Raw genomic sequence first — 21475 nt, 5'->3', positions numbered from 1 at the left:
GCTGACCATCCAGTGTTGACCGGGCGGCGGCTCGTAAGATCGTGGCAGTTGAAGCGGTGCGCCCATGCGGGCGCACCGCCTTGCTGCTGGAGGGGACTAGCCAGTAGAACCCGATGCGGGAGAGCGAGAGCAGGGGCGATCGTGCGCAGTGACACGGAACGGAACCGGCGGAAGCTGATCAAGTCGGCAGCGTTCCTCGTCAGCCGGCGCGGAACCACCGTCAAGATGGCTGACGTCGCCGAGCGCGCTGAGGTCGCCACGGCCACGGCTTACCGCCACTTCAGCTCAGTCGACGAGATCCTCGCCGAGTACCGGTACGACGTCGGACTTCGCCTGCTCAAGTTCAGCCAGAAGGCCGAAAGCCAAGGCGTGGCGCTGCTCGCCGACGTCAGCGCCGAATGGGTCCGCCTGGTCGTCAAACACGGCCGCGCGATGGTGCACACCCGCTCCGACGAGGGCTATCTCGCCAGGCTCCGCTCCGGAGCACGCTACCTGACGGTCCAGGCGGAGGCTCTCGAACGCCCGATTACCGAGGCAGCGGCTGAACTCGGCATCCCGGACCCGGGCGACGAGGGTACATTTCTCTGGAACATCCTGTTCGACCCACGTGAGATCTTCGACCTCATGAACACCGTCGGACTCTCCGAAGAGCAGGTCAGCCGCCGCCTGGTTGCAGCGTGTTGCGGAAGCCTCCAAGGCTGGTCAACCGTCGCGCAGCGATGAACGTGCGCGACCATGATGACGTGTTGTGGGCGCGCAACTTGCGGTCCAGCTCATGGAATTGATCGTCCGAAGAGCCCGCAAGCATTGGCATTGCGAGCGCGGATCGTTTTTGCTTGCGCTAGCCGGGAAGTCCAATATGGACTTGTCGCGGGAGTTGCTGGTGTTGCCGCCGACGATGACCAAGTGGCGGCGTCGATTCGTCAGCCACCGGCTGGACGGCCTGTCGGATGAGCCGAAGTTCGTCATGCGGATGAAGGACCGGCGTTGGTTCGTGGCCGTTGATGTGGTCATCGGTCAGATACAGGCGCCAGGATAAGGTCGTCTATGGCGTTGCTCCAGCGTCCGATTCTGTCTGCGCGCGTGCGTCGTGTACGACCTGGGCGAATAGGTCCGTGACGGCCGCGACGGCGGCTGGTTGTATGGTTTGCGTGCGGCGGACGAGGACGATGTGGCGTTCGATGCGTTCGCTCAGCTCGAGCTTGCGCAGCCCGTCCGGACGCAGCAGTTCCGCCATGAGATCGGTCATGGGCGCAACCCCGAGACCTTGGGCGGCGAGAGCGAGGGATGTCCGGGTGTCGGTTACTTCGTGCGCCACCTGTGGTTCGAACCCGGAGAGCCGGCAGGCCGCGTAGAGGGCCCGGGCGTACTGGGTTTCCGCTGGTGGCAGGATCCAGGACCAGTCTCGTGCCGTCTCGAGGGGCACCGCGTTCGGTCTGTACAAGTCTGCGGTGACGGCGAGGCCGAAGCGTTCCGTGTGGAGCCGGACGAGCTCGGTGCGGGGGTCTCTGCGCATGGGTGCGTGCGAATAGTCGATGCCGAGGGCGATGTCGACTTCGCCGTCGCTGACGGCGGTTGCCGTTTCGTCGACGCCGAATTCCCTGCTCGTGACCGTCACGTTCGGATAGCGCTTCGAGACCTCGGCGAGGGTGGGCGCGAGCAGTGCCGAGGCCGTAGTGGCGAACGTGCCGACGCGGATCGGCCCGGTGACGTCTTGCTCGTCGGCCTCCAGCGCGCCTCTGAGGTCGGCTTCCGCCTGCAGCACGTGCTCGGCGTGCTCGGCCAGGACAATTCCGCTGCGGGTGAGCTGTAGCCGCCGTCCCACCTTGGTCGTCAACCGCTTGCCGGACGCCTTCTCCAGGTTCGCGAGCTGCTGCGAGATGGCGCCTGTGGTGTAGCCCAACGAGTCGGCGGCCGCGGCCATCGTGCCGCGCCGGGCGAGTTCGCGCAGGGCGCGGAGCTGTCCCATCGTGACATCCATATAGACATGCTAAATGAATAGTTCGAAAGACCTTCGATAGTGCTGAGGTTCCTCGGAACGTAGCGTCGAGGAACCACCGGCCAGATGGCCTGGATCACACAGAGCGCACTGCTGCTAGGGCGACTTGCCGTCGTTCCCCGTGCGACCGATGTCGAAGGGTGACTCATGCGAGCTGTAGTCGGTAGTCGGGCCGAGCTTCCCCGTCACGCGGAAGTCGTCGTGATCGGGGGTGGGATCGTCGGTGCCAGCATCGCGTACCACCTCGCCGAAGCCGGGGTCACCGATGTCGTCGTGGTCGAGCGCGGCCGGGTGGCCTCGGGGTCGTCCGGGAAGCCCATTGGCGGGTTGCGCGCGCAGTTCTCCGACCCGCTCAACATCGCGCTGGGGGCGCGCAGCCTGGAGACCTACGCCCGGTTCCGGTCCGATCTTGGCGTGGACATCTCGTTGGAGCGCGTGGGCTACCTATTCTTGTTGCGGGAGCAGGAGGATCTCGCCCGGTTCGAGCGCAGCGTGGCGGCTCAGAACGACCTGGGAGTGGCCAGTCGGATGATCTCGACCGCCGAGGCACAGCGCTTGTGTCCCTACGTGCGGGGCGAGGGTGTTCTTGGCGCCGTGTTCTCTCCGGACGATGGGCATGCTCGTCCGCCCGCGGCCGCGCAAGGTTTCCTGCATGCTGCCCAGGTTCGCGGGGCGCGGGTGTTCGAGCACACCCTCGTCGTCGACATCAAAACCGACGGTGCGCGCAACATCCGGGAAGTCCAGACCAACAGAGGCGCGGTGCGGACCTCGACGGTCATCGTGGCGGCCGGGGCGTGGTCTCAGTCCCTGGGCGCGCTGGTCGGTGTCGATCTGCCGGTCGAGCCGCTACGCCGCCAACTTGTGCTGACCCGGCCACTGGCTCAGAAGCCGCCGCGCATCCCGTTCACCATCGACTTCAGCACGTCGATGTACTTCCACAACCATGACGACGGGCTCCTGCTGGGGATGTCGGACCGGGCGCAGGAGTACGGGTTCCATACCGATTACTCCGATGAATGGCTCCCCGCCTTCAACGACGCTGCCCGTGTGTGTGCCCCCGAACTGGTCGATCTTCCCGTCGAACGCGGCTGGGCGGGACTGTACGAGATGACCCCGGACTGCAACGCGCTGATCGGGCAGAGCGAGTCGGTGGGCCGGTTGCTGTACGCGACGGGCTTTTCCGGCCACGGCTTCCTGCAGGCACCCGCCGCAGGAGAGGTGATCCGCGATCTCTACCTCGGGGTAACGCCTTTCGTGGACCTGACGCCGATGTCGGCGGAGCGGTTCGACGGCAGTCCGATTCGGCGTGAGCTCAACGTGGTCTAACCGCGTTGGTACGAAAGCAAGGAGAGAGCATGGCTGTGCTGAAGCAATGGGAGTTGCGCGCGGCGTTCGCGCAACGACTGTCCACGATGTATGGCACCGAAGTGCCTTCCTACACGACGTTGGTGGAGGTCTCGCACGAGGTCAACCGTGACCTGCTGGCCAAGGACGCGGCCCAGGCCCAGCGCCTCGGCAGCATCGGTCGGGTCACGGCCGAACGTCACGGCGCGATCCGCGTGGGTACCCCTGAGGAACTGCGTCAGGTGGGGCAGATCTTCGCCGGGCTGGGGATGCACCCGGTTGGTTTCTACGATCTCCGGGAAGCGGCCGTCAGCGCGGTCCCCGTGGTTTCCACGGCCTTCCGGCCCATCGAGGAGGAAGAACTCGCGCTCAACCCCTTCCGCGTCTTCACGTCGCTGCTGACGCCTTCGGACCGGCGCTTCTTCGACGCCGACCTCCAACATCGCTTGGAAACCTTCCTCTCTCGGCGCAGCCTGTTCCCGGCGGAGTTGATCAGACTGGCCGAACGGGCGGAGAGCGAGCGGCAGCTGGGAAAGACCGACGCCGAGCGCTTCCTCGAACTCGCGGTGCGCAGCTTCGAACTCTCCCACGAGCCCGTGGACCGCGGGTGGTACGCGGAGCTGGAGCGGATCTCCGGCGTCGCCGCAGACATCGGCGGCGTGACTACTACCCACATCAACCACCTCACCCCGCGAGTGCTCGACATCGACGAGTTGTACGAGCGGATGCAGCGACGCGGGATCACGATGATTGACGACATCCAGGGACCGCCCCGCTGGGATGGGCCGGATGTGCTGCTGCGTCAGACGTCGTTTCGGGCCTTGGCCGAACCGCGGCGTTTCCGCGAGGCGGATGGATCGGTGTCCGAAGGCGCGCTGCGGGTCCGGTTCGGCGAGGTCGAGGCTCGGGGAATCGCACTCACCCCGGAGGGGCGCGCCACCTACGACAAGCTCGTCACCGAGGTGGACGCCCTCCGCAAGGAAAAGGGATGCAGCCGTGCCGATGTGGCGGCCGAGGTATGGGGCGAGTGCTTTCCCCGTTCCGAACAGGAACTGGCAGGGAGAGATCTGGCCTACTTCACCTTCGCGGTCGATGCCGGCCGCCGTGGCACACCACCGACCACCGTGCCGGAGTTGCTCGATCAGGGCTGGGTACGCGCCGAACCCATCGTCTACGAGGACTTCCTGCCTCGTTCGGCCGCCGGGATCTTCCAGTCGAACCTCACCGGCTACGGATCCAAGGACCTCACCCAGCACGCTACCGACCTGGACAGCCAATGGATGTCCGGCGTGCTGGAACGCAACCTCCACGACCCCTATGACCTCTACGCGCAGCAGCGAGAACGGTCGCTGCAGACCGTGAGCCGGGAACTCGGCACGCAGGTCACCGCCACATGTTGATACGAGAAACGATCGAAGAGGACGCCCCCTTTCATGTCTGCTACTTCTGCGAACACCCTGACCACAACCGCCGAACTCGTCGAGCGCGCCCGTGCGGCGCTGCGGGTGTGCGGCGCGACCGGGTACGAGGGCACCGGGACGCATGCGTTCTCCGCCCGTTCGCCGATCACCGGTGACGACCTGTTCACCATCGCCGGCGTGTCCGAATCCGAGGTGCGCGAGGCGATCAGCAAGGCCAAGAACGCCTTTCCCGCCTGGCGCGACACACCGGCGCCGTTGCGGGGCGCGCTGATCAAGCGGTTCGGAGAGCTGCTCACTGAGCACAAGCGCGACTTGGCGGACCTGGTGACCATCGAGGTCGGCAAGATCGGCTCGGAGGCGCTCGGCGAGGTCCAGGAGATGGTCGACATCTGCGACCTCGCCGTAGGGATGTCGCGCCAGCTCGAAGGCAGGACGCTGGCCTCCGAACGCCCCGGGCACAAGCTGCTCGAAACCTGGCACCCGCTCGGAGTGGTCGGCGTGATCACCGCGTTCAACTTCCCGTGCGCTCCGTGGGCCTGGAACACCGCCGTGGCCCTGGTTTGCGGCGACGCGGTGGTGTGGAAGCCGTCGCAGCTCACCTCCTTGACGGCGTTGGCATCCTCAGCCCTGCTCGACCGCGCCATCGCGGACGTCGGCGCCCCTGCCAGCATCCATCAGCTGGTGTTGGCAGGATCCGCCGACGCGGCTCCGCTGGTGGACAGCCCCGACGTGCCCCTGGTGAGCGCGACCGGTTCCGAACGCCTGGGACGCGAGATCGCGCCCCGCATCGCCGCACGCTTCGGCCGCACAATCCTGGAACTTGGAGGCAACAACGCGGCCATCGTCGCCCCTTCGGCGGACCTGGACCTGGCTACCCGCGGCATCACGTTCTCGGCCGCGGGCACCGCCGGGCAGCGGTGCACGACGATGCGCCGTCTGATCGTGCACGAGGATGTCGCCGACGAGCTCGTCGCCCGACTCAGCAAGGTCTACACGAGCCTCAACATCGGTGATCCGTTCTCCACCGACACCCTGGTCGGTCCGCTGATCAACGAAGGCGCCCACTCCGCCATGCGCGACGCGCTGGAGCGGGCCGTAGCCGATGGCGGGGAGGTGGTGGTGGGCGGTGAGCGGCGCCTGGCCGACGCTTCCGCGAACAGCTACTACGTCGAGCCGGCCATCGTGCGGATGCCTGCGGAGACCGAGGTGATCCGGCAGGAGACGTTCGCGCCGATCCTCTACGTGCTGACCTACCGCACGTTCGAGGAAGCCATCGCCCTGCACAACGACGTGCCGCAGGGCCTGTCGTCGAGCATCTTCACCGCTGACCAGCGCGAGGCCGAACGGTTCACCGCCTCGGCCGGATCGGACTGCGGCATCGCCAATGTCAACATCGGCACCTCCGGCGCCGAGATCGGCGGCGCGTTCGGCGGCGAGAAGACCACCGGTGGCGGACGCGAGTCTGGCTCGGACGCCTGGCGGGGCTACATGCGCCGCGCCACGAACACCATCAACTACTCGACCGAACTGCCACTCGCGCAGGGGGTGAACTTCGGATGAGCCTGGACGACTTCTCCCACGCCGACGAGTGGGGACCTGAAAAGATCGTCACCGTCGCCGACACCCGCACCGGCATGCGCGGAGTCCTCGTGATCGACAACACCGCACGGGGCATGGGCAAGGGCGGAACCCGCATGAGCCCGACCCTGACCATCACCGAAGTGGCCCGCCTGGCGCGGGTGATGACATGGAAGTGGGCCGGTGTCGACCTCTTCTACGGCGGCGCCAAGGCCGGCATCCGCTTCGACCCCACGTCGGTGGACAAGGAAGCGGCGTTGCGCAGCTTCGTCCGTTCACTGTCGGCCGAGGTGCCCGAGGAGTACGTGTTCGGGCTCGACATGGGGCTCACCGAGCACGACGCGGCCATCATTCAGCACGAACTGGGAGACCGCCGCACCGCGGTCGGCAGCCCCCGGGAACTCGGTGGTGTGCCTTACGACCAGTGGGGCGTGACCGGGTACGGGGTCGCCGAAGCCACGGCCGAGGCCGCCCGCTGGCGTGGACTGGACATGGCCGGCACCCGTGTCGTGGTGCAGGGTTTCGGCGCCGTGGGTGCGGCGACGGCCGAGCGGCTGCACGCGCTCGGCGCTGAGATTGTCGCAGTGTCCACGTCGGAGGGTGCGATCTACAGCCCTGATGGGCTGGATGTGCCCGAGCTGCTGCGGGCGAAGTCCGAGTGGGGCGATGGCCTGGTTAACCACGTCGGCGGGGTGAAGCATCTCAGCACTGGAGGAGAACTGACCCTGCCCGCGGACGTCTTGATCCCGGCCGCGCGCCAGGACGTCGTCGACGCGGCCACCGCCCGCAAACTGTCGGCCTCCGTCGTGGCGGAGGGCGCAAACCTGCCACTGACGTCCGAAGCGCAGACCGTGCTCGCCGAGCGCGGCGTGACAGTCGTGCCCGACTTCATCGCCAACGCCGGTGGAGTAGTGGCAGCCGCCTACGCGATGGACGCGCGCCACACGGCGTTTCCCACGGAACCGAACCAGATCCGCGCTGCGGTGTCGGAGCGATTGCGGGCCAACACGCTCCACGTGCTCGTGGAGAGCATGCGTGACGCGGTCACCACCCACGTAGCGGCACGGCGCCTCGCTGAAGAGCGAGTGCGCACGGCCATGGAGCTCAGCGGGCGGACCCGGCCCGCCAGGATCTCCGTACGTCACTGAGCATCACTCGGCGACGATTGACGACACAACCCGGTTGTCAGTCCACTTCACCGCTCCGCACGCGCCTCGGGAGGCAACGCGTTCCCGAGGACGCGTGCAGCGGACAACGGCGTCCGCCACAGTGGAAGCAGGTTCAACAATGTCGAGAACACCATCGTCATCAGATCACCTTCGCGACCGGCACGTCACCATGATCGCGATGGGCGGGATCATCGGCGCCGGACTCTTCATGGGTTCCGGAGCCGTCCTGGCCCAGGTCGGGCCGGGATCGTTCCTCACCTACGCGGTCACCGGCGTGCTCATCCTCTTTGTGATGCGCATGCTGGGGGAGATGGCCGCGGCACGCCCCTCCGTCGGCTCCTTCACCGAATACGCGCGAAGCGCGCTGGGTGACTGGGCCGGGTTCGCCATGGCCTGGCTGTACTGGTACTTCTGGGTCGTCATCGTCGGTTTCGAAGCAGTGGCCGGTGCAGAACTGCTCCAGCGGTGGGTGCACTGGCCCAAATGGGTTCTCGCGCTCGCTCTCATCCTGCTCATGACCGCGACGAACCTGCGGTCAACTCGCTCCTACGGCGAATTCGAGTACTGGTTCGCCGGGATCAAGGTACTCGCGATCACCGTCTTCATCGGACTCGGCTTGGCCTACGTCCTGGGTCTGTGGCCGGGAAAGGGAATGGACCTGTCGCACCTGCACGCTGACGGCGGGCTGCTACCTCACGGAGGAGGCGTTGTCTTCATCGCCGTGGCCGCAGTGGTGTTGTCGATGGTCGGCGCGGAAATCGTGACCGTCGCGGCCGCGGAGTCGAAGGCGCCCCAGCGGTCGATCACGAAGGCGACGAACACCGTCCTGCTGCGGATTTCGGTGTTCTACGTGGGGTCGATGTTCCTCGTCGCCGCGATCGTGCCGTGGACCACGGCAAAAGCGAGTGAGTCTCCTTATGTGTCCGCATTGGACATCATGGGAATCCCCTACGGGGGCGACATCATGAACATTGTCGTCCTGTTCGCTGTGCTGTCGTGTCTCAACTCTGGCCTGTTCACCGCGTCCCGCATGCTCTTCGTCCTCGCCCACCGCAACGAAGCCCCCCAACGCATGCTCAAGCGCACCGACCGCGGCGTCCCGCTGTGGGCTATCCTGGCATCGACCCTCGGCGGGTACGTGTGCGTCGGGGCGGCGTACCTGTCGCCGGACAACATCTTTTCCTTCCTGTTGAACTCCTCCGGCGCGGTCGTGCTCATCATCTACCTGCTGATCTGCCTGTCCCAGTTGAAGCTCCGTCCCGTCCTCGCACGCGAGCACCCCGGGGGCCTGCCGGTCAAAATGTGGGGCCACCCCGTTCTACCGATCGTGACCGGAGCCGGGATCGTGGCCATCCTCGCCGGGATGGCCCTCGACGAGGAAACCCGAAGCCAGGTCGCGCTGAGCGTGCTCGCTTTCGCGGTCTGCGCAGGGATCTATCCCGTCGTCCGGATGCGGAAAAGCCGCGCGGTCGAGCGAATGAACACGACGGATCAGAGCGCCGACGCAGTACAGGCCATCAGGGGCGAGTGAATGCTGACCAGCGGTAGCCAAAGTCACATCATCCAACAATGCGAGCACGACCTGCGGGGAGAGCTCGGCCCAGCAGCGGGTGAGATCGTTGATTTCAGTCCAGGACGCCGTGCTCAGTACTCCGGCGATGCGTCCAATTACCGCGTGGTTCCGGTCGGGGTCGTAGCGCCGCGTACGGTCGACGAGGTCGTTCGCACTGTACGGGTGTGCTACCGCCATGGAGTGCCGCTGGTGCCCCGAGGCGGGGGCACCAGCGTCGCCGGAAACGCCATAGCCGAAGGCCTCGTCCTCGACCTGTCCAAGCACCTCAACCGCATCCTCGAGATAGATACCGAGGGTGGCTGGGCACGGGTCGAGCCCGGTGTCGTCCTCGACGACCTACGGGCGGCGGCCGCCCCGCACGGTCTGACCTTCGGCCCCGACCCCTCCACGCACAGCCGTTGCACGCTCGGCGGCATGATCGGCAATGATGCGTGCGGCTCGCACTCCGTTGCCTGGGGCCGCACCAGCGACAACGTCGTGGAACTGGAGGTGGTGCTGGCCGACGGTACGCGGATGACCGTCGGCCAACACACCTCCGACGAGATCGACCGCATCATCGCCGACGGTGGCGAACGCGGCCGGGTCTTCGCGCAGCTTCGCACTCTGGTGGACCGGTATCGTGCTGAAATCCGTCTGGAGCTCGCCCGGTTCCCCAGACAGGTTTCTGGTTACCCGCTGCACCACCTGCTCCCGGAGAACCGCTTCGATCTCGCCAAGGCACTGGTGGGTACCGAAGGCACGTGCGCGATCGTCGTGTCGGCAACAGTTCGCCTCGTCCGGACTCCACCGCAGCGTTGCTTGGCCGTGGTGGGATTCCCCAGTGCCGTTGCCGCGGCTCAAGCCGTGCCCGAGATCTTGCAAGCACGTCCACTGGCCGTCGAAGGCATGGACAGCGTCCTCGTGGACGCCGCACGACAGAAGAACGCGCAACATCTGGAGGCCATCGAGCAACTGCCACCGGGGAAGAGTTGGCTCTACATCGAAATCGGCGGCGAGACCACCGGGGCCGCCGAAACCGCTGCACGAGCTTTGGCGACCAGCCTCAGCGAGAACTCGGCTGCCATCGTGGAACCTTCTGTGCAGCGACAGTTGTGGCGCATCAGGGAAGACGGTGCCGGGCTCGCCACGCGCCTACCGGATGGCGGTGAGGCGTGGCCCGGGTGGGAAGACGCCGCCGTTCCACCCGAAAATCTGGCCGCCTATCTCCAGGAATTCGAAGACCTGATGCGTCGCCACCGTCGACGCGGTGTCGTCTACGGGCACTTCGGCGATGGATGCCTGCACGTGCGCATCGACTTCCCGCTCGCTACCGAGGGCGGAGCGCAGGCGTTCCGGCAGTTCCTGCAGCAGGCCTGCGAACTCGTCGTCCGCCACGGGGGCTCGTTCTCCGGGGAACACGGCGACGGTCGCGCCCGCGCGGAGTTCCTGTCGTTGATGTACAGCTCCGGGATCATCGACGCGTTCGGCGAGTTCAAAGCCGTCTTCGATCCGGAGAACCGGTTGAACCCCGGAGTGGTGGTCCGGCCTCGCCCCATCGACGCCGATCTCCGCGTCCAGCCGCGTCAGAAGCTGGACATCACACCGTTGTTCTCCTACGAACACGACGGTGGTGACATGGCCGCCGCTCTCCGCCGATGCGTCGGCGTCGGCAAATGCCGCGCGCGGCACTCGGCGGGTGTCATGTGCCCGAGCTTCCAGGTGACCCACGACGAAAAGGATTCCACGCGAGGCCGTGCTCGGGTGCTCAACGAAATGCTCAACGGTGGAGTCATCGAAGACGGTTGGAGGTCGACAGAGGTACGCGACGCACTGGACTTGTGCCTGTCCTGCAAGGGATGCAGCCATGACTGTCCGACTCAAGTGGACATAGCCACGTACAAATCCGAGTTCCTCCACCACCACTATCGCCGGCGGCTGCGCCCGCTCTCGCATTACTCGATGGGGTGGCTGCCGCTGTGGGCGAGACTGGCAAGCACGGCGCCGCGCCTGGTCAACGCCGTGACCAGCTCGCCGGCCACAGGACTGCTCAAGCACCTAGGCGGTATCGCCCCGCAACGCTCTATCCCCCGCTTTGCCCCGGAGTCCTTCTCTGCCTGGTTCCGCAAACACGCTGCGCCAACGCCAGGTGCGAGCGGGCGCGGAACCGTTCTGCTGTGGGTCGATTCGTTCGGCAACGCGCTCAACCCTGGCCCGCTGCGTGCGGCCACCGAGGTCCTCGAAGACATTGGCTTCCGGGTGGTCGTGCCACCTGGGACCCAGTGCTGTGGACTCACTTGGATCACGACCGGTCAGTTGGACGTGGCACGCTGGGTTCAGCGCCGCACCTTGAACGCGGTCGCACCCCAGCTCGACGAAGTTGTCGCAGTGGTCGGCATCGAACCGAGTTGCACCGCAACACTGCGTACCGATCTTCCGAGCCTGCTCGCCGACCACCCCAGCGCGAAGCGACTCGCCACTATCACGAAGACCTTCGCCGAAACGATCCGCGACCTCGCACCGGACTGGACCCCTCCGGAACTTCCGGTGACGACGCTGCGTCAGACACACTGCCACCAACACGCGGTAATGGGAGACCAAGCCGATTCGCTGCTTTTGAACCGGATGGGCGTGGACGATACCAAACTCAATTCCGGCTGCTGCGGCCTCGCCGGTAACTTCGGTTTCGAAAAGGAGCACTACGAGATCTCCGCCGCCGCAGGCGAACGTGTACTTCTCCCCGCCGTTCGCGAAGCCGGCGAGACGGCGCGCGTGCTCGCCGACGGGTTCAGCTGCCACACCCAGATCAAGCAAGGAGCGTGGCGGGATACACAACATCTGGCCGAACTGGTCCGCGAAGCTCAAGAAGCCTCGGGATGAACGATCGAGTACCATGGATTGCGGTAGTACCGGGGCCTGAGGTGGTGAACGCTCTGTCAACTCCGTACATGCCTGCAGTCCGACCTCCGCGAAACGTCGCCTCCTTGTGGTGGGTGACGACGAAGAATTCGCAGCATCGGTGGCACAGCACGTGCGAATTGATGTAGATGCTCCCACCTTGAAGATCGCGCATTTGGATAACGTTGGAGGTCGATCCCAACGAGACATTGCGGACATCACCAGTTGCGTGCTGTGGTGGTTTGCTTTCGCGCGGGAACTCCTTTCTCATGTGAGGAGATACACTCGTCCTCGGCAGAGAATGCGTAAGGGGCAAAAGCTGGATTTTGGAGATTTGGCTTTGAGCGGGTTTTCTCGGCTGGAGTGGCCTCAGGGGTTCCCGGTGTGGGCTTGTTCAGCCGACAAGTCGGGGTATTCGAAAGGCGGACGCCAGGCACTGGGCGGCGTCAAGCCTGCACGCATTCGCGCGTTGAGATCGTAGACTGCACGCGTGGCGCCCCGTGCGCGGCGCGAGCTGCTTGGAAGCCCGAACGTAAAGGGGTCGGCGGACCCACCTTAAGGGTGTTCGTACGGTCCGCCAGCCTACCGCAAACCCTGTGAAAGGGCCGCCCTCCTCGCAAGGAGGGCATGGCCAGGGTAGCCCACAGAGCTCAGCGGACAACCTCCGTACGTACTCGCGCTGTGTTGCTGTCGACAGTGATCAGAGTCGGCCTAGGGCCGGTTCTGAATATTTGCTTTTGCAAGAGCTTGATGCGGCCGACTTGTCGCCGGGGACATCGCTGCGGCGCGTGAACCAGGCATCAGCAGGTGGCGGTAAGCGCGTTCGGGAGCCTGTGATCACCGCTGGCCGCGCTGGGTCGACCAACGTCCGGTTAACAGCTCGTTTCAGAATGATCGGTGTGTCTGATGTCGGTGGTTGATCATCTTTTGGCATGCTGCTGGGGTGATCGAGGAGTTGGTGCCAGAGGGCTTGTGGGAGCGAGTGAAACCGTTGCTGCCACCACGTCCGCCACGTCGCCGTCGGCATCCATGGAGGTTGCCGACCGACGATCGGGCAGCGCTGGCCGGAATCGTGTTCGTGCTCAAGACCGGGATCACGTGGCGGGAGTTGCCACGCGAGGTCGCCGGGTGTTCCGGGGTGACATGCTGGCGGAGGTTGCGGGACTGGACCGAGGCCGGGTCTTCGAGGCGGTGCACGAGCTATTACTCGACCAGCTGCGGACTCTGGACCGGCTCGACCTGGATACCGCCGTGGTGGACGGTTCGCACGTACGGGCGCTGAAAAGGGGGCGGCGACGGGCCCCTCGCCCGTCGATCGGGCTCGCCCCGGTACGAAACACCATGTAATCACCGAAGGCGCCGGCATCCCGCTGTCGGTCACGCTCACCGGCGGCAACCGCCATGACAGTAGCCAACTGATCCCCCTGATCGACGCCCTGCCCACGATCCGCGGCAAACGCGGCCGACCCTGGCAACGGCCCCGCTGGCTCTACGGCGACCGCGGCTACGACTACGACCACCACCGCAAAGCCCTGCGAGAGCGAGGAATCGTCCCGCGCATCGCCCGCAAGAACACCGACCACGGCTCCGGACTCGGCACCGTCCGATGGATCGTAGAACGCACTTTCGCCTGGCTGCACCAGTTCAAACGACTCCGCACCCGCTACGAACGACGAGCCGACATCCATCTCGGACTCCTCCAACTCGGATGCGCCCTCATCTGCTACCGCCAACTACCAACATCATTCTGAAACGAGCTGTAAGCGGTCACCTTGCGCCTGTCCCGAGTGATCAGGACGAGGCACCCGAGGCTCAGCAACGAGACCACGACGAGGTAGGCAGACACCGGTGTCGAGCTGTTCGTCGTTGCGTAGAGCGCGGTCGCCAGAGTGGGGGCGATGCCACCGCCGAGGATGGAGCCGATCTGATATCCCAGGGAGGCGCCGCTGTAGCGGACTCGGGTGGCGAACAGGTCGGAGAACAGGGATGCCAGCGGACCGTAGGTGACGCCGAGGAAGAGGGCAGCTCCCAGCACGGCGACGATGATCAAGCTTGTGTTGGCCGTGTCGACCAGCGGGAAGAAGACGAACATCCACGCTGCCAATCCGCATGACCCCAGCACCAGGACGCGCTCGCGGCCGTGCCGGTCTGCCAGGCGCGCGGCCCACGGGATGACCACCAGCCATGCGGCTGCCCCGATCAGTGTGGTGGTCAGCATGGTGGCGCGGGAGAGCCCGAGCGTCTTGGTGCCGTAGGAGAGCAGGTAAGCCATGAAGATGTATCCGATGGCGTTGCTGCCGAGAAAGCCGCCTGCCGCGAGCAGGACCTGGCGGGGGTGTTCGCGGAGCACGGTGACGATCGGGAGCTTGACGTCTTGCCCCTTGTCCTTGGCCTCGGTGAATTCTGGGCTCTCCGAGACGCTGAAGCGGATGATCAGACCGACCACCACCAGCAGGGCGCTGAGCAGGAACGGAATCCGCCATCCCCACTGGATGAACGCGTCGCCGGGGAAGGCCGTCGAGGCGGTGAGGAAGACGATGTTGGCCAGCAGCAGGCCACCGGGCACGCCCATCTGCGGGAAGCTTCCGTAGAAGCAGCGCTTCTCCGGCGGGGCGTGTTCGACGGCCATGAGCACAGCGCCACCCCATTCGCCGCCGACGCCGATGCCCTGCAGGAATCGCAGCGCTACGAGCAGGACCGGCGCCCACACCCCGATCGTCTCGTAGGTCGGCAGGAGGCCCACGCCGGCCGTGGCCAAGCCCATCAGCACCAACGAAGTCACCAGCATCGACTTGCGGCCGATCTTGTCGCCGAAGTGCCCCATCACCACACCGCCCAGCGGTCGGGCGAGGAAGCCGACCGAGAAGGTGGCGAACGCGGCGAGCGTGCCCGCGGTGGGGGAGAAAGCAGGGAAGAACAAGGGACCGAAGACGATGCCCGCGGCGATCCCGTAGATAAAGTAGTCGTACCACTCGATCGCGGTTCCGATGAAGCTCGCCGAAGCGACCTTCATCGGGCTGACAACCGGTTCCTGTGCGCCGCGGCGCAGGCGCGTCGTTGCTGCCATGCAGGGCTCCTGAAGTGAGAAGACTGAGCGCGGAGTGCTGCTAGCCGTGCTCGTTGGCAAGTCAGCGTGTCAGCTGTCATATGCACGCGAAAAGGACGAAAACCCTGTGATGAATATAAGCTGAGCTGATGAGTGGAGTGCGGTTCTCGCTCCGCCAGCTGGAGTACTTCGTCGTGGTCGCCGAAGTCGGCACGCTGAGCGGTGCGTCCGAGGTGTTGCGGGTCTCGCAGCCTGGCCTCTCCCAGGCCTTGGGTGACCTGGAGCGGGCTCTCGGGGTGCAGTTGGCGGTGCGTCGCAAGGCCCATGGCGTCACGCTGACTCCGACGGGCACGCAGGTCCTGCAGTACGCGCGCGATCTCTTGCGGCGTGCGGAGGACTTGGAGAGCATCGCGGCAGGCGGCGACACGCTCGCGGGCACGTTGTCGGTCGGTTGCTACGTGACGCTCGCGCCGACCGCGCTGCCGCCACTGATGCAGGAGTTCTGCGAAATCCACCCAGGGGTGACCATCGATTTCGTCGAAGGCACCCAGGACGTTCTGCAAAAGCGGCTCCGCCAGGGCGAGCTGGACTTGGCGATCCTCTACGACATGGCGGTCGATCCTGAGATGGAGCGGACCGTGATCAGCGCGGTGCGGCCGCACGTGCTGCTTCCCGCGGACCACCGCTTCGCCGATGCTGTCGAGGTATCACTCGCTGACCTGGCCGACGAACCGTGCGTGCAGTTCGACGCCCCACCGAGCTGGACCAACACCTACCGCATCTTCGAGCAGGCGGGCGTAGTGCCGAACGTACGCTACCGGCCCACGAGCTTCGAGATGACCCGTGCCCTCGTAGGCCGTGGCATGGGGTACGCCGTTCTGGTCCAGCGCCCGGAGAACGACCGGACCTACGAGGGACGTCCTCTGGTGATCAAGGAGATCGCCGAGGAAGTACGGGAGGAGCGCATCCTGGTGGCCTGGCCCAGGTCGATGACATTGCACCGCAGGGCGCAGGCGTTCGTCGACTTCTGCCGTGAACGCCACGCCCGGTGATCGACCGGTTCCGCTCACGGCGTATGCCACTGCAACTGTGCGCCAACGATCAAAGCAGTTGCGGATGTGCGCAAATGGCACGCGTCGAGGGGTGCGAGCGTCGTGACAGCCCACCTCACGTTGCAGGAGGAGATCATGACGTCGACGGCCGATACCTACACCAGGGGTTTGTTCATCGACAGCGGCTGGTCGGCAGCCGCAGCGACCTTCGATGACATCAACCCGGCAACGGGTGCGGTGCTGGCTCAGGTTGCCGACGCGAGTGCGGAGGACGCGGACCGGGTTGTCAGGGAGGCCAGGGCCGCCCCGGCTGCTGGGCGGACATGTTGCGCGGGGTTGGTGGAGTGTGGTGAGGGCGGCGGTGCTGATGGCCTTTCGGCTCGGAATCGGAGGTAGGCCGAGACGGCGTTGACGCCGTCAGCAACGGAATTCGACTCGAACCAGGACACGATCGCGACGCGTAGCTCCTGCGTCTTACCGTTGCTGTCGTGTGGAATGGGCCGCCCTCGGTGGTGCGCGGCACCTGCGACGTGCGGCCGCGCAGGAGTCAGTGCTGCTGGTGGCCGTCGAAGGTGGCCCGAGCACCGCCAGGCATCGCTTCGAACAGGTCGGTATCAGCATGGATCGCGGCTGCGCACCGACGAGCGCCTGCGCACCAGCATGCCCGGTGTGCTCGGTCAGCGACATCGTGCCGGGCCTGCTGCCAGCGCATCAGGGCGTCACCTAGGAACTCGCTGTTGCCGACGGGTGAATCCTGACCCGGTGTGGGCGGGCGAAAATGGACCCACTCCCTGACACATAGGGAGTGATCAGCGCGGAGGACTGGGCAGAGATCCGGCGGCTGCATCGGTGTGAGGGGATGCCGATTCGGGCGATCGCGCGCCGGCTTGGGGTCGGGCGGAACACGGTGCGGCGAGCGTTGGTTTCCGACGGACCGCCTCGGTATCAGCGGCCGGCGAAAGGCTCGGGGCCGGCCGTTGAGACCGGTGACAGAGCTGTTGTGTTCCGGTGGTCCTGAGCTGGGTTTTCAAAGATCAGTTCGAGCGGAGTCCGGTGGAGATCGCTGCGGAGGTCTTCTTTGATCTTTGCGTACCGTGATCGCGCTTGTGAACTGCGCTGGCGGTACGCGAGCGGCCGCGTTGTAGACACAGCGGACCGCGGCGATGAAATGCTCGGCCGCACCGCGGCCGCCGCGACCATTGCGCATCCTTGAACACTGGGGCTATCGGCACCAGCATGAACCCAGCACGCTGGAGAGCCAGCAACTCGCCGAAACCCTCCGCTGCCGGGCGTTCTGCGGTCATCTTTGATGAGTCCCGCCACAGCTTGTCGGTGTTCGATCCGAGCTGTCCAAATAGGTAGCGGCGTCGTCGATATAGTTGGCACCGGGGTTGAACAGCCATTTCAATCGGATCGCACGGCGGCTAGAAGCGATCAGCGCTTGCTGGCCCGGGTGGTTCGGTCGATAGAAGCACACCGTGGATGTTGGCGATTCCGAGTGCAGCGGTTAGCAAGCGTGCCAGCGCGGGCCGCGGATCCCGGCCGGTTGCCATTCGTCGGCGTACGTCGGCGATTGCCGCGTCGACCTCATCGAGCGCTGCCCAGTCCTGGTCGATGGCCCGTGCCCGTAGTCGGGCTCGGTGTGCTTTCTGCCGACAGGCCGGTCCGTGGTAGCGGGCGGGGCGGCCGCGTGGGGAAGGTGGCGGTAGTGGCTCGCCGCAGCCTTTGCAGGTTGTTGCCTGCATGTTCTTCTTCAGCTCCGTCGGTTGTGCTGTTGGAGTGGTTAGAGCCGCTTGAGGCCTTCCAACACCGCGCGTAGGACGCTGAGCGGAGGCCGAGTTGATGCCCAGTTGTCGCCGCGGTCCGGGGCGTCGATGCGGGGCAGGCGTTGTGTCGGCAAGTCCGGGGCGAGATCGCCTGCCCAGGCGGTTCTGTATCCGCACTGACAGGGGCTCGTCTTGGTCATCACAGTTGAGATTGAGTTCGTGGCTGTTCGGCGGCGTCTATGTGTGCCGGAACTTGCTCGCGGATCAACCCAGCGAGCTGGTCGAGCGTGGCGGCGAGCGTGTCACGTTCCCGCTGGTCGTAGGTGCCCTGTGGGAGGTAGTGCGCGGCGTCGTCGAGCAACCACTGGGCTTTTCGGAGCACGACCGCGAGCTTGCTGTCGTCGGTTGCTTCTGAGTCGTGCGCGGTGGGGACGGTACCGGTATCTGTCGCGGCGGTGAGTCGCAGAAGGCACGCCGCGCAAGGGGCGCAAGCAGGCGCCTTCTCGGAGGTCACGGGCTCCCCGGGCCCCGCGGCGACCTCGAGGTTTGCAGGATCGAACTTCAGCCGGCACCAGGACTGAACCACGCTGTTGGTGCTGGTCGGTGCGGCGCAGTGGGCAACGCGAAGGGAATCGACCACTACGCCGGGGCGGTACTGGAACCAGATGGCCTGCTCTGCTGATGCGTTCACTCGTGATCTCCGTTCGAGGGTTGGCCGCGACCAGACCTGGAGGTGTGCCTGGCCGCGGCCGGCATCCGGCGGTCGGGGAGCGGTTGCGCAACGCCGCCGGAGGGATTTCGTGACCGTTTGTGAGCGGTCCATGTCAGACTGAAATCATGCTGACATCAGCTCTCGGTCAGCGGAACGACGCGAAGGCGACGTACCCGTGACATAGCGGGAGCGGCTGTGGGGAAGGGGTTGCAATGCAGACGGCGCGCACGGTTCTCGAGCAGAAGATCTGGGAGCGGCGGCAGACGCTGCAGGAGTTCACGGAGTGGGCCGAGGCGTTCGCGCGCGAGCACGACGAGCCAGGAACGTTGAGCGTCCGCCACCTGCAGCGCCTCGTCGCCGGCCAGGCGGCGAGCGGAAGGCCAGTCGGACGACCTCGACCGGCGACGATGAGGTTGCTCGAAGCCATCTTCGGTGTGGGAATCGATGTGCTGTTGGCTCCTCCAGAGCCTGACACCGCGCACGAGGACGCTTACACCTCGCGGCAACCTTTCCTCACCGTTGGATCAGCGGTGACTAGTGCTCGGCGGGAAACGACACCGGCAGTACAGACCCCTGATGCGCGGGTGGACATGGCGCAGTCTTTCGCGTGGCTTGATGCCCGAAGCGGGTGGAGCCCTGATACGACCCGACGGAAGGTGACGTCCCGCCTGGCCTCTTTGACCGCCGACGAAGTGCTCGACAGACCCGCGCGGCGCCGCAAGGTCGGCCGAAGCGAGATCGCCAGAGCAGTAGCTGACTATTACGGGACCGCGGAGACCGGGCACGATTTCTACAGCGCTACCTGCGGCGACTCCGAGATCCGCACGAGCGTTCTGACCTGCGACCGCTGGCTCGACCTCGGATGTCAGCTCGGCAGAGGGAATGACAAAGTCGCACTCCGCACCGACGCATCGGTCGCTCAAGATGTTGTCACGTCAGACCGAGCGATTGATCGGCTCGCCGAAGCCACGGCGCAGGGAATTCGGATGGCGAACATGCCCATCTACCGGCTGCTGCACCTGGAGGCCCGACCAAGCGCAATTTCAGCCGAGGTCGGGACGGTGCCGTTCATCGAGTACGCGGTCTCAATGGATCTTCTCGAGAACGAGCTGATCGATGCTCTTGCTGCCGGCGCGTCAGACCAACTCCCGCTGCGGGACCACTACCTGCCGAACCTCGACTCCGCCCTCAACCTCTCCGGGCGGCTGTGCGCAGGCGGAGTGCTCGCGCTCTGCGCTATCGCACGCCCGCCAGACTCGTATCGCCGCGAGCCTGACTTCGCGATCGTAGTTCAACAGCGGTCAAGCCACGTACTCAACGCTGCGCAGAGGCTCTCGGTGATCCCGAAGGGATTCCATCAGCCAATGACCGACCTGCACGCGGATGCCCAGCTGACCTCGACGCTCCTGCGGGAGATGGAAGAGGAGCTCTTCGGCCGGACCGACGTCGATAACACCGTGGAGAGCATTTGCGCAGCTGCCCCACTGCATCCAGGACGCATGTCTGAGCCGATGCGCTGGCTCATGGCGTACCCGTCCCGGGTACGCATGGAGTGCACCGGGTTTGGCCTGAACCTCGTAAGCGGCAACTACGAGTTCGCGTGCCTCCTAGTCATCGAGGACGACGAGTTCTGGACCCGCTACGGCGGAGAAATCGAAGCGAACTGGGAAGCGTCAGGGCTCCGCGTGTACTCCAGCCTTGACCATCAACTCGTCGGCGAACTGATCACAGACGAGTCCTGGAGCAACGAAGGCATCTTCGCGCACTTGCAGGGCATCCGCCGTCTACGTGAAAGCAGCGATGAACGAGTGAAACTGCCCTTCATTCAGATCAACCCTGGCGATTGAGATCCAACCTGACCTTTCGGAGGCAGGCCGCCGGCTACGGTTCTTGGGGATTTCGGGCTCTGCGGTGCTCGATGCTGTCGATGGTCGCGTGGGCGGGGATCAGCAGGAGCCAGCAGGCCGGCGCCCACGTGGGCGACACCAGCGCTACGGGCATCGACGCGACGAAGCCGACGATCGTCACGGCCGATGGTGCGTAGGCCGACAGTGGCTGCGTCCCAGCGCGGAAGCTCCCGGTGTGACGGGCGATGGTGACGATGACCAGCTGCAGCGCTGCGATCGCGGCAACGTTGGCGGCGTAGCTGATCACCGCAACCGATTCGTCGCCGTAGTTGGCCAGTAACGACGAGGGGAACGGCAGCAGTGCGACGAAGCCCAGCAGCACCATGTTCACCGCTGCGACCGAGGGGCCGATGCGCCGGATCTCGGTGAACAACGCGCGGTGTCCCAGCCACAGCACGCCGATGACCAGGAACGCGATCGCATAACCGGCCAGGTCGGGGCCGAGTCCGCGCAGCGCGTCGTGCAGGCTGCGGGTGTTGAGCCCTTCCGGAACGCGGATGTCGAGGGCGAGCAGGGTGGCTGCGATCGCGAAAACGCCGTCGGACAGGGCGAGCACCCGCCCGTCTTGTCCCGAGTCGTCGTCCTCGACCGCCACACTCTGAGACTGACTGAATTCCCGCCGTCGAGCATGCGACCCACGCCGATATCCACCGACGTGAGATCGGAGGCGGTTCTACCAGGCACAACGACGTAGATGTGCTGAGCGTGTTTTCAGAGTTCCTTTTCTTGATCACACGCGGCCCTGCGGGGCCGCCTGCCTGCTGTTTCCCTGGCCGGGGCAGCGGGACCCCGGGCAATGCGGCCTGGCGGCCGATCCTCGCGCCCCGGCCAAACGGGAAGGCAGGGCGGCCCGGCTCCGCCAAAAGAAGCCTCCATGCTCAGGCACAAAGAGATGTCTTCGCCGGACGGGCAGGCCAACAGGGTGAGGGGGACAGGCACGTCGGCTGCGGTTCGGTCGGGCTGCTCTGTCCTCACTCCATCGACCTCCACAACGGCTATCAGTCCGCGTCAAGGGGACAAGCTCGCGCACAGGC

Annotated in this window: 15 protein-coding genes and 2 pseudogenes; 13 read left to right on the top strand and 4 right to left on the bottom strand. The window is 65.6% G+C overall.

The genetic code is table 11. From position 1 onward, the window contains the following. Positions 1 to 12: 12 nt before the first annotated feature. Together AB0J91_RS05335 and AB0J91_RS05330 are read left to right on the top strand one after the other, a co-directional pair. Positions 13 to 723, top strand: coding sequence for a TetR/AcrR family transcriptional regulator (locus AB0J91_RS05335; RefSeq protein ID WP_363864358.1), 711 nt, complete (start codon positions 13 to 15; stop codon positions 721 to 723). A gap of 52 nt (positions 724 to 775) precedes the next feature. Continuing rightward, positions 776 to 1039, top strand: a complete 264-nt coding sequence (locus AB0J91_RS05330) for a hypothetical protein (RefSeq protein WP_363864356.1) — start codon at positions 776 to 778, stop codon at positions 1037 to 1039. A 6-nt stretch (positions 1040 to 1045) separates the two neighbouring features. Here the strand turns inward: AB0J91_RS05330 and AB0J91_RS05325 are convergent, their stop codons facing one another. Further along, complete coding sequence (locus tag AB0J91_RS05325) at positions 1046 to 1981, bottom strand: LysR substrate-binding domain-containing protein (protein ID WP_363864354.1); 936 nt, start codon at positions 1979 to 1981, stop codon at positions 1046 to 1048. Positions 1982 to 2200: 219 nt separating this feature from the next. On the opposite strand from AB0J91_RS05325, the gene AB0J91_RS05320 reads away from it, so the two are divergent. From AB0J91_RS05320 to AB0J91_RS05290, 7 genes and pseudogenes are all read left to right on the top strand, one after another. Continuing rightward, positions 2201 to 3325, top strand: a complete 1125-nt coding sequence (locus tag AB0J91_RS05320; protein ID WP_363864352.1) for an FAD-binding oxidoreductase — start codon at positions 2201 to 2203, stop codon at positions 3323 to 3325. A 29-nt stretch (positions 3326 to 3354) separates the two neighbouring features. After that, positions 3355 to 4743: a VOC family protein gene (locus tag AB0J91_RS05315; protein ID WP_363864350.1), complete on the top strand. Its 1389-nt coding sequence runs from the start codon at positions 3355 to 3357 to the stop codon at positions 4741 to 4743. A 33-nt stretch (positions 4744 to 4776) separates the two neighbouring features. After that, entirely contained in the window at positions 4777 to 6324 is a 1548-nt protein-coding gene (locus AB0J91_RS05310; protein ID WP_363864348.1) for an aldehyde dehydrogenase family protein, read from the top strand. After that, entirely contained in the window at positions 6321 to 7490 is a 1170-nt protein-coding gene (locus tag AB0J91_RS05305) for a Glu/Leu/Phe/Val dehydrogenase dimerization domain-containing protein (RefSeq protein ID WP_363864346.1), read from the top strand. The genes AB0J91_RS05310 and AB0J91_RS05305 overlap by 4 nt, the downstream gene beginning before the upstream one ends. Positions 7491 to 7629: 139 nt before the next feature. Then, the gene (locus AB0J91_RS05300; RefSeq protein WP_363864534.1) at positions 7630 to 9042 is read left to right on the top strand and encodes an amino acid permease; all 1413 of its coding nucleotides are present in this window, start codon (positions 7630 to 7632) and stop codon (positions 9040 to 9042) included. Beyond that, entirely contained in the window at positions 9043 to 11940 is a 2898-nt protein-coding gene (locus tag AB0J91_RS05295) for an FAD-binding and (Fe-S)-binding domain-containing protein (protein ID WP_363864344.1), read from the top strand. A 961-nt stretch (positions 11941 to 12901) separates the two neighbouring features. Then, a pseudogene (locus tag AB0J91_RS05290) lies at positions 12902 to 13709 on the top strand (IS5 family transposase). Here AB0J91_RS05290 and AB0J91_RS05285 read toward each other — a convergent pair. Then, positions 13682 to 15025, bottom strand: coding sequence for an MFS transporter (locus AB0J91_RS05285; protein WP_363864342.1), 1344 nt, complete (start codon positions 15023 to 15025; stop codon positions 13682 to 13684). The pseudogene AB0J91_RS05290 and the gene AB0J91_RS05285 sit on opposite strands and share 28 nt — an antisense overlap. A gap of 128 nt (positions 15026 to 15153) precedes the next feature. Between AB0J91_RS05285 and AB0J91_RS05280 the strand changes: the two genes are divergently transcribed. The 3 genes and pseudogenes from AB0J91_RS05280 to AB0J91_RS05270 all read left to right on the top strand — a co-directional run. After that, the gene (locus AB0J91_RS05280) at positions 15154 to 16056 is read left to right on the top strand and encodes a LysR family transcriptional regulator (RefSeq protein ID WP_363864340.1); all 903 of its coding nucleotides are present in this window, start codon (positions 15154 to 15156) and stop codon (positions 16054 to 16056) included. Positions 16057 to 16546: 490 nt separating this feature from the next. Continuing rightward, positions 16547 to 16783: a hypothetical protein gene (locus tag AB0J91_RS05275; protein ID WP_363864338.1), complete on the top strand. Its 237-nt coding sequence runs from the start codon at positions 16547 to 16549 to the stop codon at positions 16781 to 16783. Positions 16784 to 16861: 78 nt separating this feature from the next. Continuing rightward, positions 16862 to 17068 (top strand): annotated as a pseudogene (locus AB0J91_RS05270) (helix-turn-helix domain-containing protein); the annotation flags it as partial. 953 nt (positions 17069 to 18021) lie between these two features. Here AB0J91_RS05270 and AB0J91_RS05265 read toward each other — a convergent pair. Next, entirely contained in the window at positions 18022 to 18513 is a 492-nt protein-coding gene (locus AB0J91_RS05265; protein ID WP_363864336.1) for a hypothetical protein, read from the bottom strand. A gap of 233 nt (positions 18514 to 18746) precedes the next feature. Between AB0J91_RS05265 and AB0J91_RS05260 the strand changes: the two genes are divergently transcribed. After that, a complete protein-coding gene (locus tag AB0J91_RS05260) occupies positions 18747 to 20381 on the top strand; it encodes a transcriptional regulator (RefSeq protein WP_363864334.1) in 1635 nt (544 codons plus the stop codon). A 34-nt stretch (positions 20382 to 20415) separates the two neighbouring features. On the opposite strand, the gene AB0J91_RS05255 is transcribed toward AB0J91_RS05260, so the two are convergent. Then, positions 20416 to 21036 (bottom strand): TMEM175 family protein, encoded by a 621-nt coding sequence (locus tag AB0J91_RS05255; protein ID WP_363864332.1) that lies wholly within the window; start codon positions 21034 to 21036, stop codon positions 20416 to 20418. Positions 21037 to 21475 lie beyond the last annotated feature (439 nt).

The organism is Saccharopolyspora sp. NPDC049357 (assembly GCF_040677225.1).
Taxonomy (GTDB): Bacteria; Actinomycetota; Actinomycetes; order Mycobacteriales; family Pseudonocardiaceae; genus Saccharopolyspora.
The sequence above is the reverse complement of the archived record's forward strand: the minus strand, read 5'-3'. Positions and strand labels throughout refer to the sequence as shown.

Coding starts and splice junctions, on each gene's coding strand:
- AB0J91_RS05330 (WP_363864356.1), top strand. CDS start 776: ATGGAATTGATCGTCCGAAGAGCCCGCAAGCATTGGCATTGCGAGCGC.
- AB0J91_RS05325 (WP_363864354.1), bottom strand. CDS start 1,981: ATGGATGTCACGATGGGACAGCTCCGCGCCCTGCGCGAACTCGCCCGG.
- AB0J91_RS05315 (WP_363864350.1), top strand. CDS start 3,355: ATGGCTGTGCTGAAGCAATGGGAGTTGCGCGCGGCGTTCGCGCAACGA.
- AB0J91_RS05310 (WP_363864348.1), top strand. CDS start 4,777: ATGTCTGCTACTTCTGCGAACACCCTGACCACAACCGCCGAACTCGTC.
- AB0J91_RS05305 (WP_363864346.1), top strand. CDS start 6,321: ATGAGCCTGGACGACTTCTCCCACGCCGACGAGTGGGGACCTGAAAAG.
- AB0J91_RS05300 (WP_363864534.1), top strand. CDS start 7,630: ATGTCGAGAACACCATCGTCATCAGATCACCTTCGCGACCGGCACGTC.
- AB0J91_RS05295 (WP_363864344.1), top strand. CDS start 9,043: ATGCTGACCAGCGGTAGCCAAAGTCACATCATCCAACAATGCGAGCAC.
- AB0J91_RS05285 (WP_363864342.1), bottom strand. CDS start 15,025: ATGGCAGCAACGACGCGCCTGCGCCGCGGCGCACAGGAACCGGTTGTC.
- AB0J91_RS05280 (WP_363864340.1), top strand. CDS start 15,154: ATGAGTGGAGTGCGGTTCTCGCTCCGCCAGCTGGAGTACTTCGTCGTG.
- AB0J91_RS05260 (WP_363864334.1), top strand. CDS start 18,747: ATGCAGACGGCGCGCACGGTTCTCGAGCAGAAGATCTGGGAGCGGCGG.